The following is an 18,083-nucleotide window of genomic DNA, read 5'->3' on the forward strand; positions in this document are numbered from 1 at the left end:
GTTTTTTAATCATGTTAAGATCTAAGGATTACAATACCGTAATGGTTTTAAAAAATAAAAAGAAGAAAATGCTACACATCGACATCCACAGTTTTTCATACAAGAAAGGAGGAATTCCCAAAGACCAGTCAGGAAACGGCGGAGGGTTTGCCTTCGACTGCAGAGGAATCTTAAACCCCGGAAGAATAGAAGAATATAAAAGCCAGACCGGAAATGATATCGGAGTTCAGGAATACCTTGAAACTCAAACTGAAATGCCTAAATTTCTGGAACTCGTAAAATCAATTATTTCCATCAATATTGAAGACTATCTGGCCAGAGGGTTTGAAAACCTTCAGATCAACTTCGGATGTACAGGCGGGCAACACAGGTCTGTATACTCTGCAATAAAAATTGCAGAATTCATTAAAGAAAAATACCCTGAAGGAACGGAAGTTACCCTCAGTCATGACGAACAACCACAACTTAATATCAAGTAATCAGTAATAAGCAACAGGCGATTCAAGATCACCCGTTATAGCACTCATTACTGATTACCCATTATTTATACTATTATGAAAGCTCTTATTTTTGCAGCAGGAAAAGGTACAAGGCTTAAGCCCTTTACAGACCATCATCCTAAGGCTCTGGCTAAGGTAAATGAGATTCCGCTTTTGGAAAGGAATATCAATTATCTGAAAAGTTTCGGAATTACAGATTTTGTGATCAACATTCATCACTTTGGCGATCAGATAGTTGATTTTTTACATAAAAATAATAATTTCGGCTGTAAGATTGAAATCTCCGATGAGACCGGTGAATTGCTGGAAACAGGAGGCGGCTTGATTTTTGCTAGAAAATTTCTCGATCATGGAGAAGATTTCCTGATCATGAACGCTGATATTTTAACCAATATAAACATCAATACGTTGGTAGAATATCATAAAAAGATAAAAGATTTTGCTACTTTAGCAGTTTCGGACCGTGATAGTTCGAGAAAACTTCTTTTCAATGATGACATGGTTTTAAGAGGTTGGCTGAATGTACAGACAGGAGAACAAAGGCTTGCAGAATTCAACAAAGGATTCAGGGCACTTGCTTTCAGTGGCGTTCACTGTATCAATCCTGTCATCTTTGAAAAAATTAAAAGAACAGGCAAATTTTCTGTTATGGAAGAATATCTGGATCTGATGCAGACCGAGCATATTCACGGTTTTGTACACGACAGTATTTTGATCGATGTCGGAAGACCGGAATCTGTAATAGAAGCCGAAAAATATTTTAAATAATTTGTGCAATGGAACTTGATGGAACTAGGGATGAAAGTTTAGTAAATCCGGAACTTGACGTTAACGAAACAAAATTACATAACAGCTTCAGACAAAAAACCTGGGATGAAACCATCACCAAGGATAGTTGGATGGTATTCAAGATAATGGCTGAATTTGTAGATGGCTATGAAAAACTCGCTAAGATCGGACCTTGTGTTTCTATCTTTGGATCCGCACGTCTGAAACCGGAGAATAAATACTACGAAATGGCTGTGGAAATAGCCGAAAAAATCACCAAATTAGGCTTCGGAATCATTACCGGCGGCGGTCCCGGAATCATGGAAGCCGGCAACAAAGGGGCATTCAATGCTAAAGGCAGATCTATCGGATTGAATATTGATCTTCCTTTTGAACAGCATTTTAATCCTTATATCAACAAGTCTTATTCCATGAACTTTGATTACTTTTTCGTAAGAAAAGTAATGTTTGTAAAATATTCTCAAGGTTTCATAGTGATGCCCGGGGGATTTGGGACCTTAGATGAGCTGACGGAAGCACTTACCCTGATTCAGACCAATAAAATAGGTAAATTTCCAATTGTATTGGTAGGAAGCGAATTTTGGGGTGGATTATTGGAATGGTTCAAAGCAACACTCTTAAGAGACGGGATGATTGCAGAAGATGATCTTGATCTTTACAGAGTGGTAGACACTGCAGATGAGGCAGTAGCGCATATTAAAGCATTTTATGATAAATATTCTGTGAATGTTAATTTTTAATTGGCATATTATTTGTGACCTATAACTAGCAAGTATGATTGTAAATCTATTAATTAAGATGAAAAAACTTTTATATATATCAGGAATTTTAACATTTTTTGTGTTAATGAGTTTTATGTATGTAGACTTTTTCTCTTCAATGACCAAGGTGGATTATATTGATGGAAGCAAAACATTGAAGTTTACCACAAAAATGAATACAAGCCATATCTCTGATGCTATTAAAATCAATCCGAATACTGCCGGATTCGAAGCAGAAGTGAAAAAATATGTGAACAATAATTTTGATGTATTTGTCAATGGTGCTCCCAAAACAATAACTTTCACAGGAAGCCAGGTAAGCGGAGAAACTGTATGGGTATATTTCGAAACCGGAGGTGTTTCGGATATCAGTACCTTAAAGATTAAAAACACGATCCTTTTAAGCGCTTTTCCTAAGCAGATCAATCTGGTAAATATTGCCTATAAAGGCAGCCAGAAAACAATGAACTTCCAAAGAGGAAAAGAAGTGAATGAAGTATCTTTCTAAACGAAATTAGATTTAATCCATTATAAATGGGTACCCTGAAAAGTAAAGCTTTTCGGGGTATTTTTTTATAAAACAAAAACATATCACCATAAAGAGATTAATTAAGTATAAATACCTAGCTCTCAATTTCAGCATTTATACTCTTGGGCAGATATGGGTGTCATTATAAATTTGTGATGTAATTACAACTCAACAGTGAAGCCGTATCACCTATAATCACGGGGCGGAATCTGAAAAGCCAAATGAGTAGGAAAAAACCAAACGAAAATAATAATAACATGGACACATCACAATTATCATCAAGCCAGGTCATCGACATTATGGTCGTTATCGACACAGATTATGTAAAAGACTACATGAAAAAAAGAAATCTTTCTCCCAGTACAAAAAGTGACAGCCCGGTACCTATTGACCACATCGCCAAATATATGATCGTCCCAAGTGGAAACGCTCTTTTGGGCCAGGCAACAGGAGATTTAAATCTAAAAGCAAGAAACGGAGACAGGGTATCCTTCAGGGGAAGTTCAATTTATCAGAATTCGGATGACGCAGTCATTATCTACGGTTTTCAAAAGTATTCGGGAGATGAAATATTTAATGGTAACCCCATGTATTACGATGTTGTAGACAGAAAACTGGCTGCTGTACCGGATCATACCAAAAAAGACGGGCTTCCCGCTATACCTGCCAACGTTAATTTTTACAGCTATGATGCTACGATAGGACGCACAGGAATAGGAAATTATACTCTTAACTTTGCTTTGTATACTTTAGACCCCAATAACAGCGACAGGCAGATACTTTACAGCTATTGCTGCTGGGATCCGACGATTACAGTCGAATAAACAGATAGTATTAAACCACTGTGGATGCGCGGTGGTTTTGTTATAGTTTATATTGATAAGAACAATATAAAAAAGGCCGTCTTTTTCAAGACGGCCTGTATATTATTGAATAGCAGGTCAATTATTGAACCTGAATATTATCTAACTGTATTGAAGTCGTTACACCTACAGAAGATCCGGAGTACTCAAACAGGATAAATCCATTACCCGTTACATTCGCAGGAATGTTATAAGTTCCCGCAGGAGTTAATGTTCCATAACCTCCCGTTGGTGCTTGTGGAATCGTAAACGCAGAAGTAATATCTACCTTAGTAGCCGTTGTGATATCTCCAAGGGGTGTATAGTTTGTTGTATAGTATACTTTTAAAGCATTACCATTCCAGAACCCAACATTTACATCAAATTTCAATGTATTAGCATCTGTAAAGTTTACCGGTACCGCAAAATAAGTTAAGTAGCTTCCGGAACCTGAATTTGCTCCCAGCTGAATATATTTATTACCGCTGAACGTTTTTAACTGCCAGTATCTGTTTCCTAATACAGCATCATTTACATACTTAGGATAGATCTCAAGGTTGGCCGGTGATGCAGGATAGCTTTCAAAGTTTTCAAGGAAAGATCCTGAATAAACAATATCAGTACCTCCTTTAGGCGGAGTTGCATCTACTCTGTTTCCTTTAAAATTAATATCTTTTGTATTTCTGATAAGCATCTGCCATGTGGTATTGTAACGGCTTACTACAAAAGTAATATCTCCGTTACCTGTTGGCAATAAGGAAGCACCTTCAGAGAAAAACCCTGAATTTCTTAACGTAGCAGAACCTCCTGTCCCATCTTCCAAACCTCTGTCTGTATCTACACCTGCTCCTCCTACGTAATCAATAAATGTCTTGTTTACAGGATAGATATCACTGATTGCAAATTGAGAGTTGGGAACCTTAACCAAAGTATTGATATATTGATCACTCTTAGCTGCATTAAGGTTTGGCAATTCAACTGGCTTAATAGAAACGACTTCAAGCCCATTTCCATTACAAACTCCAGCTACATATCTGCTAAGCAAAGAAGCCGGAACCCTTCCAATTGAATATGTAGGATCTACAGAACCGATTTTCACAGTTCCTCTGTCAAGACCTAGTCTGAGTCCTTTTGCATTAATTCTGATATGTGCACCTACAGGGAAATCTGCGTAGTTACTTGATTTATCAACCTCGATCTGAAGACCTGCAGTAGGATTTTCAGCTTTATCCTGGAAAGAGATGGTTTTATAGAAATTTCCGTTTTCGTCTGAAGAGATTACGTACCCGTCAAAGATCTGATCTGTGGTAATCAGTTTATATCCTGTCGCAGGAGCCTGAGCTTTAAAGTCTGCAAGGGAGATATTGGGAGCAGCAAACTTATTCTCACATTTAATAGGTGGAGTGTCCCATTCGTCTTTTTGTACACAAGAAGTAAGAGCAATTACAGCGAATGCAATTCCTGTTACCGGACTTAAGTATTTCTTTATGTTCATTTTGATATTTTTTAATTAAAGTAGTTAATAAACTGATTATTAGAATCTGAATTGTAGGTTTACGAAATAAGATCTTCCCTGAGTATACCAGTATTTTGGAGCGAATAAAGTAGTTTCTCTACCTAGGTCCTGAGAATAGTCAGGGTATTTAGCGCTTCTTGTCTGCTCAAACCCTCCGGTAATATACTTTTTGTTGTCAAGAACGTTATTTACTGTTGCGGAAAGCAATACGTAGTACTTACCAATCACCCATGATTTACCTGCATTCACGTTAAAGAAGAAAGATGAAGGTAATTTATTAGGTTGTAAAACCCTTCTTAGCTCAGATTCCGTTAAACCATAATAAGGAGTAGAAGTATTGTCATTCTGTACAAATGATTCCGTCCTTACTAATGCAGCAGGATCCAGATAATTATCATCAAAATAATTCCAGTTTCCACCTACCCACCAGTATTTAGGGTTATTGTAACGGAATCCTAATGAAAATGCCTGTTGAGGAGTTCCTCCCTGACGGTAATTTTTAATATAAGCTTTCCCCACACTTGTATAAGGAAGTCCGTTACCAAAAACACCTACAGCATCCGAAGCAAAATAAGTCGTTGGATCATTTCTATAGGTATACTGCCCTATACTCGCCAGACCTTGTACCGATAATGTAGGTAATACTTTTACATCAACACCCATTTCTAATCCCATATTTCTCTTCTTCACATCCGTCATGATCTGAGAAACGAAGGCACTCTGAACATTGGTCATGTTTCCGTCTGCATCCACACCATTCAACTTAAGACCATCCGCAAAGAATCTCTGAACAGTAGTTTCATTACTCGTATCAATCAAATAACCTGTTAATCTTAATTTTAAGAAAGGGGTAGCAATAACATAACTAAGGTCATTAGCATTAACCACCATACTTCTTATTCCCGGAGCTACAGAGCCGTTCACTCTAGGATTTACAAATAAATCCTCCAGGTAAGGAGCCTGATTGTAGTAAGCACCGTTGTAAACAAAGAAGTTTCTTCCGTTTAACTTATAAATAAGCTGCCCTTTAAGACCAAAATTCCAGTAATTATAGTCTGCGCCTTTCCCGAAAGAATCTTTATATAAGTAGTGTTGGAACAATCCTTCTCTGCTGGAAGATGAATATCCTGCCATTGCAGAAACAAATACATCAAACTTTCCGGTTGAGAACTTTAATCCCGGGTTTACTTTCACTTCCTGTCTTCTGAAAATGTAATCGTATCCCATTTTATCTCCAACCCTTTTCGTTACACCATTTTCACCATCATTGAATAATCCTGATTTTCCAGGCTGATTCGTAGCGGCAAACGGATCCCTGTTCAAAACAAAATCTGCTCCTAACAAATCATTTACTTCTCTGTATTGCTCAGAATAATAATTTTGGTAAGATACATTGAATAAAAACTTGGTTGTATCAGTAAAGTTATGTACGAAGTGTGTTGCGGCATTCCAGATTCTATCGTCGCTTACGTCATTTACCATATAATATAAAGCTCTTTTACCTGTCTGCCCATAATATGATCCTACAGCTTGTGACATATTTCTTCTGTATAATCTGTCCCAATCCAGCTGGGTAACTTTTGGATCTCCTGACTGCCATGCTGACAATGCAGTTCTGTAAGCATCTTGTGAAGTGGTTACTGAGCCATCAGCATTGATAACTGAAGCATTAGGATCTAAAGAATCATAGTAGCTTGGTAAGTTTCTGTAGTATGTCGGAGAAGGATTCTGAACGTTCTGCCAGTCTAAACGGGAACCTTTGTCTTTTCCAAACTGATAGGAAAGCGATGTCCAAAGACTGGATTTTTTATTGATTTTCCAGAAGTCCTGGATTTGAAAAATCGGCTGGAAGCCTTTTCTCACCCTTTCACTTCTTTGTTCGCCATTCTGGTATCCCCAGTATGAATTATAATGTACACCTCTGTAATCATACACTTCCTGAGTACTCGGGCTTGCAGTAGATCTTCTGTAAGGAGCACCAATAAAGTTGAACGTCACAGTATGATTATCACTAAGTTTTTTCTCAATACCAAGGTACGCTCCGTAAGCATCATAGAAAGTTCCTTCCTGGATTCCTTCTTCGGCCCATCTTCTCGTTCCCATTACAGTAAATGCCCATCCTTTCTTACTCATTCCCGAAGAATAACGTAAAGAAGTCCTGTTTCTGTAATTTCTGTTTGTTAAAGATTGGGTAAACTGGAATCCTTTTCTATACTCACTGGCCTTTGTATTTTTATAAACAACTGAGCTGTTTCCCCCAAATGTGTACTCGGAGGGTGAATGGTTGGACGAAATTTCAGGATATCTTGTAATTTCATTAAGCCCACCCCAGTTATTGAAGTCAACATTACCATTATCAGATTTCACCATAGAAACCCCGTTTAGCATGTTTTCACCGGTTCTTCCGTCGATTCCTCTCGGACGGAACCAGTAAAATCCCAGATCAAACGCGGCAATTCTGCTAAAAATGTCCTGAGACGACTGAAGCAAACCAACAGTTGAAGCCTGTCCACTGCTATTGCTATCATCATCATCATTGTCTATAATCGCCAGACCTTGATCAGCGCTTGTAAGAGCAGAATAAAGGGTAATAACTCCTAAATCCTTTCTTTTCTCATCAGCTACGTCAAACTCCATCAACTTAGTTTCGAAGTTTGGTTTCGTAATCACAATTTGGTAATGGCCCGGCTGAAGATCTACAAACTGGAAGTATCCAATTTTGTCAGCCGTTACATCATTTTCGCTCCCTTTTAAATCTACTTGTGCCCTTTCAACAGGCTTTCCATCTGCATCTTTAAGATACGCAGACACGGTGGTCTGTGCAAAATAATAGGAAGCAGGCAGTAAAGTAAATAAAGAGACTAATGATAGTTTTTTAATCATGAGTATATTATTTTTTTTAATACTTTTCTTCTTAATTCTCAACAGTTTAAAAGTTGGGGGCACAAATTTAGTCAAAATTTGCAATTAACAACTTTTTTGACATTATTTTTTCTTAACATTGCAAGCTTTTATGAATCATTAAGTAAAAGTATTATATTTATGCTGTTTTAAATTTACAAATATTTAAAATTGAATGAATTAAAAAGAAGTAAATTTGTCGTTTTAATAATTTTAAATACTCTAGAGGATGAAGAGATTTATGAGTTTTATGGCCATCATTTTTTCAATTATGGCTTTTGCGCAACAGGGAAAACTTAGAAAAGTGGCTACTGTTGGCTTTTTGAATGTAGAAAACCTTTGGGACACAATTCGCTCTGCAGATTATATTGACGGAACTAAAGATATCAAAAACCCGGCTTTCCATAGAAGTATTCCAATCGATTCCGTTAATTTTCTGGATGTGGAAAAATACGACGGTCCTTGGAGTGATGGAGCCTTAAAGGGGAAAAAAGTTGTCAGATACCAAAGTGGCTCAGAAGAATTCACTCCAAAAAGTGCTAAGAATTACGGTTCTAAAATATATAAAGCAAAATTAGCGAATGAAGCCAAAGTAATTTCTGAAATGGGAGCGCAATATACCAAAACGGCTCCTGCCGTGGTCGGTCTGATTGAAGTTGAGAACAGGCAGGTTATTGAAGATCTTATCAACGAGCCTGCCCTGAAAAAATATGATTACGGAATTATTCATTACAATTCATATGACTACAGAGGTATCGATGTTGCATTAATCTATCAGAAAAGACGATTCACCCCGAGCAATTCATTAAAAAAGGAATTGAAAATTTTTGGTGGTGACGGAAGAAGAGAATACACCAGAGATATTTTGGTAGTAACCGGATTTTTAGATAATGAAAAAGTTGCTTTTTTTATGAACCACTGGCCTTCGAGAAGAGGAGGCGAAGCGGTATCTTTACCTAAAAGAAATGCTGCTGCGGCTTTATTAAAACAACAAATGGACAGTGTGAGAGCAGTAGATCCTTCAACAAAACTCTTCGCAATGGGGGATTTCAATGATGATCCCGTAAGCTCAAGTTTAAAAAATTATCTGAAAGCTCAGGCTAATTCAAAAGATTTAAGTGAAGAAACTCCATACCTTAATTTAATGTACCCTTTATATAAAAAAGGAGTTGCTTCTCTAGCGTATCAGGATGCGCCGAACTTATTTGACCAGATCATTGTTTCAAAAAACCTCGTTTCAGAGCAGGTAACAAAAGAATATTCCGTTTATAAAACTGAAATATTTGCTCCGGCATACCTTGTAAACAAAGAAGGAAATTATAAAGGATATCCTTTCAGGTCCTGGAACGGAGATCAGTTTACAGGAGGCTACAGTGACCACTTTCCGGCATTTGTAGTCCTCCAGAAAGAACCATAAAAATTAAGCACTCGCATAGAGTGCTTTTTTTATGTAACTTTATGAGTATGAAAAACATCATTATAATACTCTTCATAGCCTTTATTCCTTTTAGTTGTTTCTCACAGGATAACTCAAAGAATGATAAGGAGCAAAATGAAATGAAACCATCTAAAAATGATGACGGAGAATGGGATCTCACTGTGATAGATACCCAGTTTGATTATTTTTTAAGTGCTATCGCCAGACCTATCAGCCAATATTCCGAATCATATCTGAAAACGAAAAACACCTTCCTTGTGAATGAATGGAACGGATATTATAATTCAGGAAAGTACAGAAACATTATAGAATCCGGAATCGACTATGACCCCCGTGAAAACTATGGGATAAAATTTGAGTATAAACTCTATCAGGTATTTGCCTATGTAAAATGGAAATATGGCCTCAAAATGCAAGGACTGTCAGGAAGCGACGCGATAAGATAATTAACAGGCTATAAAATGTACATAAAAAAGGTTCAGAAAATTCTGAACCTTTTACTTTTATAATAGCCGGACAATTATTTGTTGAATAATTCCTCTACTTTATCCCAGTTTACTACATCGAAGAATGCAGAAACATAATCAGGTCTTCTGTTTTGGTAGTTTAAGTAATAAGCATGCTCCCAAACATCTAATCCTAAAACCGGAGTTCCTTTAACATCTGCAACAGGCATTAACGGGTTATCCTGGTTTGGTGTAGAAGAAACAGAAACAGAACCGTCAGCATTTTTTACCAACCAAGCCCATCCTGAACCAAATCTTGTTTTAGCAGCATCAGAAAAGTCAGTTTTGAATTTTTCAAGACCACCATAGTTTTCAATAGCAGCTTTTACATTTCCTACTGGTTCTTTGCTTCCTCCCGGAGTCAGAATTTCCCAGAATAAAGAGTGGTTGAAGTGACCACCTCCGTTATTTCTTACTGCCGGCTTATCAGTACCTGTCTGGCAGATCTCTTCGATAGTTTTTCCTGCTAAATCAGTACCTTCGATTGCTTTATTTAAATTGTCAATATACGCCTGGTGATGTTTTGTATAATGGATTTCCATAGTTTTAGCATCGATCGTAGGTTCTAATGCATCGTATGCATATCCTAATTTTGGTAATTCAAATGACATAATCTTTATTTTTAATGTTATACCCAAAATTAGCCAATATTTAAGGGATAATCAAAGATTGGGTATTACTTTAATAAATCTTTAACATTGATACATTGATTTAGAATGAATTAAATTTTAAAATATTTTTTTCAAGCTGATTAAAATAAGCATTCGCTTCAACCCTCAATGATAGTATTCAAAACCTACTTTATTTTCAATTTTGTAACTTACACAATATGAGCAATATTCCGAATTAGAATATTCTCTCACTGAATGTTTAACTTAAAATACTTTTACTATGAAAATAGGACTTTTTGGATTTGGTAAAGCAGGAAAGGCAGTGGCCTCTGTAATACTTCAGAATAAGGATCATACCTTGCAGTGGATTTACAGAAAAACTAATAGACTGACAGCAAGGGATGCCGCAGATTTTTTAGGCATAGAAAGTGATGATCCCGGTCATTTTTATTCAGAGAAAAAGATATCTGTGGGGGAATTGCTGAAAGAGCATCCGGTAGATGCTATCATTGACTTCTCTTCTAAAGACGGTATTTATATGTATGGAGAATCTGCTGCTGAACATGAAGTAAAAATCATTTCTGCCATTTCCCATTATACAGATAAAGAAGTTGGATTCCTTCATAAGCTGGCAAAAAATGCGACGGTTTTCTGGTCTCCCAATATTACCCTGGGAATTAATTATTTACTGTATGCTGCGCGGTTTTTAAAAAAGATTGCCCCTTCAGTAGATATAGAAATTGTTGAGGAACATTTTAAAGACAAAGAAGGAATTTCAGGAACGGCTATTCGTATCGCCGACGCATTGGATGTGCAGGATGAGAATATCAATACCATCAGAGCAGGAGGAATTGTAGGAAAACATGAAGTTATTTTTGGATTTCCTTTTCAGACGGTAAGGCTTATCCACGAATCTATCTCCAGGGATGCCTTTGGCAACGGAGCTTTGTTTGCTGCCGAACATCTTATCCATAAAAAACCGGGCTTCTATAAATTTGAGGATTTGTTGCATCCTTATTTCAAAGTATAGAAGCCCGGCTTATGAAAATTTAATTTATTATTTATTCATAGACATCAGGAACTCTTCATTATTCAGGGTTCCTTTGATGTTTTTATCTACAAATTCCATCGCTTCCACCGGATTCATTTCAGAAAGGTATTTTCTTAAAATCCACATTCTTTGCGAAGTAACTTCATCAAGAAGAAGATCATCTCTACGTGTACTTGACGACACAAGGTCAATAGCAGGATAAATTCTTCTGTTAGCGATTTTTCTATCCAGCTGAAGTTCCATGTTCCCTGTACCTTTGAATTCTTCAAAGATTACTTCGTCCATTTTAGAACCTGTATCAATCAATGCAGTTGCAATAATCGTCAATGAACCTCCTCCTTCAATTTTTCTGGCAGCTCCAAAGAATCTTTTGGGTTTATGAAGAGCATTGGCATCAACCCCACCGGAAAGTACTTTACCGGATGCAGGAGTAACGGTGTTATAAGCTCTTGCCAATCTTGTAATAGAATCAAGCAAGATCACAACATCATGTCCGCATTCCACCATTCTCTGAGCTTTCGCAAGAACAAGGTTTGCTACTTTCACGTGTTTTTCAGCGGCTTCGTCAAATGTAGAGGCAATTACTTCTGCATTTACACTTCTTTCCATATCGGTAACCTCTTCAGGACGTTCGTCGATCAGAAGGACCATCATATAAACTTCAGGGTGATTGGCAGCAATAGAATTGGCAATATCTTTCAGCAACATGGTCTTACCCGTTTTAGGCTGGGCAACAATCATCGCTCTTTGTCCTTTTCCGATAGGAGCAAATAAATCTACGATTCTGGTAGAAACAGTAGATCCGCTTCCTGCAAGATTGAATTTTTCTTCCGGGAAAAGAGGAGTCAGATATTCAAAAGCAACACGGTCTTTGATGAAGGCCAGATCACGTCCGTTAACCTCAGTAGGTCTTAGTAATGAAAAATACTTTTCGCCTTCTTTTGGTAACCTTACAATTCCTTTAACGGTATCGCCGGTTTTTAAACCAAAATTTCTGATTTGCGCGGTAGATACATACACATCATCAGGAGAAGAAATATAACTGAAGTCTGATGAACGTAAGAATCCATAGTTATCAGGTAAGATTTCCAGCACTCCTTCAATGCTCACAAGCCCATCAAAATTGAATTCTTTCTTATGGTCCTGTGCTTCCTCTGCCTTCTCAGAATGTCTGTTCTGGTTCTGGTTTTGGTGCTGATGTTGTTGGTTTTGATTTTTATTTTGGTTTCCGCCGTTCTGCGGATGATTGTGTCCTTTCTGAGGTCTGTTGTTAGCCTGTTGCTGAGGGTGATTAGGCTTTTCTTCTATCGGAGAAGATTCCTGGGACTCTGTGTTTTTAGGAGTTTCCGGTTTTTCCTGAGCTACCTCAGTATTGCCTGTGTTGGTGGAAACCCGTTTTCTTTTTTTCTTAGCTGCTGCTGAAGGAGTAGAAGTTTCTTCGGTGGCTAGGGCTGTTTCTGCTTTAGGCTCTTCGGTTTTTACTTCTTCGGAATCCGGTATTTTTTCTTCTACTTTTTCCTCTACTTTTGGTTCTACCGGGGCTTTTGCTGTTGTCTTAGGTTTGGCTGCAGTCTTTTTAGGAGCAGCAGCTTTTCTTGCCGGGGCTTTAGCAGGTTTTTCTGCGGCAGCCTCTTCAGTATTTATACTGGTAGTTTCTGTGGCATTGAAATAATCTTTTGAGACTTTGGGGTTGGAAGCCTGAAAGTCAAGAATAGCAAAGATCTTGTCATTTTCATTGCTGTTTCTTGCAACTTTAACGCCCAAATCTTTTAAGATTTTAGTCAGTTCCGTTACGGATTTTGACCTTAACGTTTCTATGTTAAACATACTTAATGTAAAAATGTAATTAATTGTGAGTAAGAAAAGTAAGTCCGGTGACTTTTGTTTTCAAGTACATTGTATAATGCAAATCTACACTTATTTTTGAATTGTGCAAAATTTATGTTATTTTTGCCAAGAATTTAATATTCAATGCTACAAAGAATACAAACTATTTGGACATTACTGGCGCTATTAGCTGCTGTTTTTCTTTTCATTACAGGACAGGATGTCGCTGTATTTGGTACTATTCCGGTACTTAATATCGGTTGTATTATATTGGTTTTAACCGGGGCATTAAGTATTTTTAGTTTTAAAAACAGAAAAAGACAAATTCTGCTGAATACCATCAGCATTATTATAAACGCTTTGTTGATTGGTGTATTGGCGTACTGGTTACTAAACTTATCCGGAGGAATTCAATTTCCTGAGAAGGGTATTGAGCCGATTTTCCCATTGATCGCGGTAATCTGTTTGTTTATTGCAAACGTATTTATCCGCAGAGATGAGAGGCTCGTAAAATCTGTAGACAGACTTCGATAGCCTTACAACGATTTTTTGAGTGAGAACAGTTCCTTTTCAGGAGCTGTTTTTTATTTTGTGTACTTCCTTTTCTTCGGGCCAATCAATTAAATTACGTACCTTCCTGCAACGTTTCGGTCTTAACTACGACAGATCTTATAATCTTTAATTGAAAGCCAATGAAAAAACTAAGTTATCTTATAGTATCCCTGTTCTCCATCTGTACTTTTGCACAGGAAATCTCAAAAGAAAGAGTAAAGACTATTCTTTCAACATTAGCATCAGATGAAATGAAAGGCAGAGAGATCGGGACACCGGAAAATGAGAATGCCGCCCAATATATAGCCACTCTTTTCAAGGAAAACAATCTCGATTACTGCACTGGAAATTCTTATCTGATCCCTTTTGAATACAAAGGAAAAAAGGCCTATAACGTATGTGGTGTTAAAAAGGGAAAAAATGATAAATACCTTGGATTCTCCGGACATTTTGACCATATCGGAACCAGCAATAAAACGGGAGACAATATCTACAACGGTGCAGATGATGACGCCAGCGGAATTACCACTCTGGTAGGTATTGCAGATTATTTTAAAAATAAAAAACCGGATTTTTCTATGGTTTTTATGGCTTTTAATGGCGAGGAAAAAGGAATGCTGGGTTCTACAGCTATCTCACAGGATAAAAACCTTGACAAAATCTATCAGAATATGACCGCTCTTTTCAATTTTGAAATGGTTGCCACAGAATCTCAATGGGGGAAAAATGCACTGTATATGACAGGCGACAGCTTTTCGGATTTGGATGAATTATTTAACAAAAGTGCCGCAAACGGATTAAAAATAAACGCAGACCCTTATGCAAGAGAGCAATTATTTTATCGTTCAGACAACGTAAGTTTTGTAAAGAAGAAAATCATTGCTCATTCATTTTCAACAGTAGATATGAGTAAGGCGACGCATTATCATCATGAAAATGATGACATCAACATCGTTGACTTTGATAATATGACGCAAATCATCAACAATTTCGGGAAAACACTGGAAAAATTAAATCCTCATAATTTCAGTCCGAAATATAATGACCAGGTAAATTTTAATTGATTTCATTGCCATAAAAACCGTCCGCAAGGCGGTTTGTTTTTTTCATCAATATCTGTGCGATACGGTATCTTATTCTATAATGATAAAAAAACATTGGCAGATTATATTTAGTTGTAACAAAAACAAATCCTTTAAAACATATTAATTAAAGTAAAATAGGATTAAGAACGTCTTATCTTGTAATTTTACGTAATTTTGCTATCCAATTTTTTCATTGAATGAACGAATATAAAAAAATCCTGAAATTCGCGAGACCGCATCAAAAATACATCTACGGAAGTTTATTTTTCAATATCCTGTACTCCGTATTTCAGATTGCTTCCTTAGGTACTATTTTACCGGTACTGGGAATGCTTTTTGGCACCATTAAACCGGAAAAATATGAGACCGCACCCGTTTATTCCGGTGAGTTTCTTGATTTTTTCACCTATGTAAAAGACTATTCCAACTACTATATCCAGAACCTTGTAGGTGAATATGGTGCCCTGAAAGTCCTTGCATGGCTGTGTATCATCACTGCGTTCATGTTTTTACTGAGAAATATGTTCAGATATTTTGGTGCTTTCCTGTTGATCAACTACCGTGTTGGTGTTACAAAAGATCTTCGTGGCGCGATGTACAGAAAGATACTTTCTTTACCGGTTTCATTTTTCACAGAAAGCAGAAAGGGAGATCTGATGTCCCGTATGTCTAATGATGTTGGAGAAGTTGAAGGAAATATTCTGGGAAGTTTAGTTGAACTTATCAATGCACCCTTTATGCTGATCAGTACTTTGGTAAGTTTATTCTTTTTAAGTGCGGAAATGACCCTTTTCTCTCTATTGGTTTTACCCGTTATGGGAACCATGATCGCTTTGGTAGGAAAAAGTCTTAAGAAAGATTCTCACGAAGCACAAAATGAAATGGGAACGATCTTCTCTATTGTAGATGAGACTTTAAAATCTTCAAAAGTTATTAAAATCTTTAATGCGGAGAAGATCATGGATAATCGTTTTATGAGATCCATGAACAAGTGGATCTCGAGCTCCATCAGTTTAGGAAGGAAGAAAGAATTGGCTTCTCCTATGAGCGAATTCCTAGGTTCTATTACGTTCTTAATCATTGCCTGGTACGGAGGAAAACAGATTATTGTTGAACAAAGTATTTCTCCTGCAGATTTCCTTGTTTTCCTTGGATTGTTCTTCCAGATCCTGCCTCCTGCAAAAAGTTTATCCACTTCCATTTCCAACGTACAGAAAGGGGAAGCTTCTCTGAAAAGAGTATTGGAAATCCTGGATGCTGATGTAAAAATCGAAGAAGTTGCAGAACCGGTTTCTATTTCTACCTTACAAAATAATATTGAATTTAAAAATATTGGATTCTACTATGATAAATCCAATCTTATCCTTAAAAATTTCAACCTGACGATTCCGAAAGGAAGAACTGTAGCATTAGTCGGGCAAAGCGGAAGTGGAAAAACGACCATAGCTAACCTTTTAGCCAGATTTTATGATGTTTCAGAAGGAGAAATTCTTATCGACGGCACAGATATCAAACATTTGAAATTACAGGAATACCGTCAGCTTTTAGGAATGGTAACCCAGGAGTCCGTATTATTCAATGATTCGGTATACAATAATATTTTGATGGGTAAACCTGACGCTACGAGAGAAGAAGTAATTGCAGCAGCCAGAATAGCCAATGCAGACGATTTCATCACCAATCTTTCGGAAGGATATGATACCAATATCGGGGATGACGGAAACAAGCTGTCGGGAGGACAGAAACAAAGAGTTTCTATCGCAAGAGCTGTCCTAAAGAACCCTCCAATCATGATTCTTGATGAAGCAACATCAGCCCTTGATACCGAATCCGAAAGATTTGTACAGGATGCTTTAGAAAAAATGATGGAAAACAGAACCTCTCTGGTGATTGCCCACCGACTTTCGACCATCCAGAAAGCAGACTGGATTGTGGTAATGGAAAAAGGAGACATTGTAGAACAAGGTACCCACCACGATCTTATCGCTAAAAAAGGAATGTATAATAAGCTTGTCGAACTTCAGAATTTCGACTAATGTATTTCAAGAATTTCAAAATATGAACCCTATACAAGAGTATTTCTACAGAATCGAAGAGCCTGAAAGAAGTGCTCTTCTTTTTTTAAGGGAAAAGATACTGGCTTCTGATACAGAAAACATTACGGAAACCTTCAGCTTTGGTCTTCCCTTTATCAAATACAAAAAGAAAATGCTCTGTTATTTTTATTACAGCAAAAAATACCGGAAGCATTACATCAGTTTTTACCACGGTGATAAACTGGACTATCCTGAATTGACCCAGGACGGCAGAAAGAAGTTTAAAATCCTTTTAATTGACGCCGAGCAAGATTTGCCACTGGAGCTGATATTAAGGCTTCTGAATGAAATAAAACCATATATAAAAGCTTAAGATCAAATAATAGGTTCAGATACTCTCTCCTCACAGGTGACGATCTGTGGATTTACAATAAAAAAGATCGTCCTTTTGAGAACGATCTTTTTTATGATTGATGATAAATCTTAGTGTTTCAGTTTGGCGATCACATCCAGACCCCCTTTTGTGATATCTCCGATCTGACACACAATTTCAGTATCCAGAGGAAGGAATACATCCATTCTTGATCCGAACTTGATGAAACCGAATTCATGTCCGGCTTTTGCCTGATCTCCTTCGTTACAGTAAAAAACAATTCTCCTGGCAACATATCCCGCAATCTGTCTGAAGACCACTTTATGGTTCGTCTGCGTTTCTACTGCTACCGTCGTTCTTTCATTTTCTGTAGAAGACTTTTCGTGCCATGCTACGAGATATTTCCCCGGATGATATTTTTTGTAGATCACTTTTCCGGTCACCGGATATCTACAAATGTGTACATTCAGTGGAGACATGAAAATAGAAACCTGAATGGCCTTTCCCTGAAGGAATTCATTCTCTTCTACTTCCTTGATCATTACAACTTTTCCGTCGACCGGTGCGATTATATTTTCTTTGTGATCGAGAATAGTACGATCCGGAACTCTGAAAAACCAGAATACAAGACAGTAAATAACCAACAAAGGCATGATGATCACCAGTGACCATATTTTAAGGAAGTAAATCGCCAGCGCTCCCACTAACAAAAAAAGGATCGTCGCTACGGTGATTGTTCCTTTTGATTCTCTATGCAATTTCATGA

17 protein-coding genes are annotated in these 18,083 nt (G+C 37.2%); 12 read left to right on the forward strand and 5 right to left on the reverse strand.

The window, feature by feature from the left end; translation table 11 throughout:
- The first annotated feature begins 68 nt into the window (after positions 1-68).
- The 5 genes from M030_RS0101280 (at position 69) to M030_RS0101300 (ending at position 3,403) form a co-directional block, all read left to right on the forward strand.
- A complete protein-coding gene (locus M030_RS0101280) occupies positions 69-479 on the forward strand; it encodes an RNase adapter RapZ (RefSeq protein WP_027371874.1) in 411 nt (136 codons plus the stop codon).
- 75 nt (positions 480-554) lie between these two features.
- Entirely contained in the window at positions 555-1,268 is a 714-nt protein-coding gene (locus M030_RS0101285) for a nucleotidyltransferase family protein (protein ID WP_027371875.1), read from the forward strand.
- Positions 1,269-1,276: 8 nt separating this feature from the next.
- Complete coding sequence (locus M030_RS0101290) at positions 1,277-2,029, forward strand: TIGR00730 family Rossman fold protein (protein ID WP_027371876.1); 753 nt, start codon at positions 1,277-1,279, stop codon at positions 2,027-2,029.
- A 58-nt stretch (positions 2,030-2,087) separates the two neighbouring features.
- Complete coding sequence (locus tag M030_RS0101295; RefSeq protein ID WP_027371877.1) at positions 2,088-2,558, forward strand: DUF6702 family protein; 471 nt, start codon at positions 2,088-2,090, stop codon at positions 2,556-2,558.
- Positions 2,559-2,836: 278 nt separating this feature from the next.
- Complete coding sequence (locus M030_RS0101300; RefSeq protein WP_027371878.1) at positions 2,837-3,403, forward strand: inclusion body family protein; 567 nt, start codon at positions 2,837-2,839, stop codon at positions 3,401-3,403.
- A gap of 121 nt (positions 3,404-3,524) precedes the next feature.
- Here M030_RS0101300 and M030_RS0101305 read toward each other — a convergent pair whose 3' ends face one another.
- Positions 3,525-4,916, reverse strand: coding sequence for a DUF5689 domain-containing protein (locus tag M030_RS0101305; protein WP_027371879.1), 1,392 nt, complete (start codon positions 4,914-4,916; stop codon positions 3,525-3,527).
- A gap of 39 nt (positions 4,917-4,955) precedes the next feature.
- Positions 4,956-7,820 (reverse strand): carboxypeptidase-like regulatory domain-containing protein, encoded by a 2,865-nt coding sequence (locus M030_RS0101310; protein ID WP_027371880.1) that lies wholly within the window; start codon positions 7,818-7,820, stop codon positions 4,956-4,958.
- A 247-nt stretch (positions 7,821-8,067) separates the two neighbouring features.
- Here M030_RS0101310 and M030_RS0101315 point away from each other — a divergent pair, with 247 nt between their 5' ends.
- Both M030_RS0101315 and M030_RS0101320 read left to right on the forward strand, forming a co-directional pair.
- Positions 8,068-9,255 carry an endonuclease gene (locus M030_RS0101315; RefSeq protein WP_027371881.1) on the forward strand — a complete coding sequence of 396 codons (1,188 nt, stop codon included), beginning with the start codon at positions 8,068-8,070 and terminating at the stop codon, positions 9,253-9,255.
- A gap of 47 nt (positions 9,256-9,302) precedes the next feature.
- Entirely contained in the window at positions 9,303-9,722 is a 420-nt protein-coding gene (locus M030_RS0101320) for a DUF6146 family protein (protein WP_027371882.1), read from the forward strand.
- Positions 9,723-9,796: 74 nt separating this feature from the next.
- Here the strand turns inward: M030_RS0101320 and M030_RS0101325 are convergent, their stop codons facing one another.
- Complete coding sequence (locus M030_RS0101325) at positions 9,797-10,393, reverse strand: superoxide dismutase (protein ID WP_027371883.1); 597 nt, start codon at positions 10,391-10,393, stop codon at positions 9,797-9,799.
- A 280-nt stretch (positions 10,394-10,673) separates the two neighbouring features.
- Here M030_RS0101325 and M030_RS0101330 point away from each other — a divergent pair, with 280 nt between their 5' ends.
- Positions 10,674-11,423 (forward strand): 4-hydroxy-tetrahydrodipicolinate reductase, encoded by a 750-nt coding sequence (locus M030_RS0101330; RefSeq protein WP_027371884.1) that lies wholly within the window; start codon positions 10,674-10,676, stop codon positions 11,421-11,423.
- Between the two features lie 27 nt (positions 11,424-11,450).
- On the opposite strand, the gene rho is transcribed toward M030_RS0101330, so the two are convergent.
- Positions 11,451-13,271 carry a transcription termination factor Rho gene (gene rho / locus M030_RS0101335; RefSeq protein ID WP_027371885.1) on the reverse strand — a complete coding sequence of 607 codons (1,821 nt, stop codon included), beginning with the start codon at positions 13,269-13,271 and terminating at the stop codon, positions 11,451-11,453.
- A gap of 144 nt (positions 13,272-13,415) precedes the next feature.
- On the opposite strand from rho, the gene M030_RS0101340 reads away from it, so the two are divergent.
- The 4 genes from M030_RS0101340 (at position 13,416) to M030_RS0101360 (ending at position 17,317) form a co-directional block, all read left to right on the forward strand.
- Entirely contained in the window at positions 13,416-13,805 is a 390-nt protein-coding gene (locus M030_RS0101340) for a DUF4293 family protein (RefSeq protein WP_027371886.1), read from the forward strand.
- Between the two features lie 158 nt (positions 13,806-13,963).
- Positions 13,964-14,887 (forward strand): M28 family metallopeptidase, encoded by a 924-nt coding sequence (locus tag M030_RS0101345; protein ID WP_027371887.1) that lies wholly within the window; start codon positions 13,964-13,966, stop codon positions 14,885-14,887.
- 218 nt (positions 14,888-15,105) lie between these two features.
- Entirely contained in the window at positions 15,106-16,944 is a 1,839-nt protein-coding gene (locus M030_RS0101355) for an ABC transporter ATP-binding protein (protein ID WP_027371888.1), read from the forward strand.
- Positions 16,945-16,966: 22 nt separating this feature from the next.
- Positions 16,967-17,317 (forward strand): DUF1801 domain-containing protein, encoded by a 351-nt coding sequence (locus M030_RS0101360; protein ID WP_027371889.1) that lies wholly within the window; start codon positions 16,967-16,969, stop codon positions 17,315-17,317.
- 110 nt (positions 17,318-17,427) lie between these two features.
- Here the strand turns inward: M030_RS0101360 and M030_RS0101365 are convergent, their stop codons facing one another.
- Positions 17,428-18,081 carry a phosphatidylserine decarboxylase family protein gene (locus M030_RS0101365; protein WP_027371890.1) on the reverse strand — a complete coding sequence of 218 codons (654 nt, stop codon included), beginning with the start codon at positions 18,079-18,081 and terminating at the stop codon, positions 17,428-17,430.
- Between the last annotated feature and the right edge of the window lie 2 nt (positions 18,082-18,083).

Source organism: Chryseobacterium sp. UNC8MFCol (genome assembly GCF_000482305.1).
Classification (GTDB): Bacteria; Bacteroidota; Bacteroidia; order Flavobacteriales; family Weeksellaceae; genus Chryseobacterium; species Chryseobacterium indologenes.

Bases quoted from the DNA above. Each gene is read 5' to 3' on its own strand.
- M030_RS0101280 (WP_027371874.1), top strand. From the start codon at position 69: ATGCTACACATCGACATCCACAGTTTTTCATACAAGAAAGGAGGAATT.
- M030_RS0101285 (WP_027371875.1), top strand. From the start codon at position 555: ATGAAAGCTCTTATTTTTGCAGCAGGAAAAGGTACAAGGCTTAAGCCC.
- M030_RS0101290 (WP_027371876.1), top strand. From the start codon at position 1,277: ATGGAACTTGATGGAACTAGGGATGAAAGTTTAGTAAATCCGGAACTT.
- M030_RS0101295 (WP_027371877.1), top strand. From the start codon at position 2,088: ATGAAAAAACTTTTATATATATCAGGAATTTTAACATTTTTTGTGTTA.
- M030_RS0101300 (WP_027371878.1), top strand. From the start codon at position 2,837: ATGGACACATCACAATTATCATCAAGCCAGGTCATCGACATTATGGTC.
- M030_RS0101305 (WP_027371879.1), bottom strand. From the start codon at position 4,916: ATGAACATAAAGAAATACTTAAGTCCGGTAACAGGAATTGCATTCGCT.
- M030_RS0101310 (WP_027371880.1), bottom strand. From the start codon at position 7,820: ATGATTAAAAAACTATCATTAGTCTCTTTATTTACTTTACTGCCTGCT.
- M030_RS0101315 (WP_027371881.1), top strand. From the start codon at position 8,068: ATGAAGAGATTTATGAGTTTTATGGCCATCATTTTTTCAATTATGGCT.
- M030_RS0101320 (WP_027371882.1), top strand. From the start codon at position 9,303: ATGAAAAACATCATTATAATACTCTTCATAGCCTTTATTCCTTTTAGT.
- M030_RS0101325 (WP_027371883.1), bottom strand. From the start codon at position 10,393: ATGTCATTTGAATTACCAAAATTAGGATATGCATACGATGCATTAGAA.
- M030_RS0101330 (WP_027371884.1), top strand. From the start codon at position 10,674: ATGAAAATAGGACTTTTTGGATTTGGTAAAGCAGGAAAGGCAGTGGCC.
- rho (WP_027371885.1), bottom strand. From the start codon at position 13,271: ATGTTTAACATAGAAACGTTAAGGTCAAAATCCGTAACGGAACTGACT.
- M030_RS0101340 (WP_027371886.1), top strand. From the start codon at position 13,416: ATGCTACAAAGAATACAAACTATTTGGACATTACTGGCGCTATTAGCT.
- M030_RS0101345 (WP_027371887.1), top strand. From the start codon at position 13,964: ATGAAAAAACTAAGTTATCTTATAGTATCCCTGTTCTCCATCTGTACT.
- M030_RS0101355 (WP_027371888.1), top strand. From the start codon at position 15,106: ATGAACGAATATAAAAAAATCCTGAAATTCGCGAGACCGCATCAAAAA.
- M030_RS0101360 (WP_027371889.1), top strand. From the start codon at position 16,967: ATGAACCCTATACAAGAGTATTTCTACAGAATCGAAGAGCCTGAAAGA.
- M030_RS0101365 (WP_027371890.1), bottom strand. From the start codon at position 18,081: ATGAAATTGCATAGAGAATCAAAAGGAACAATCACCGTAGCGACGATC.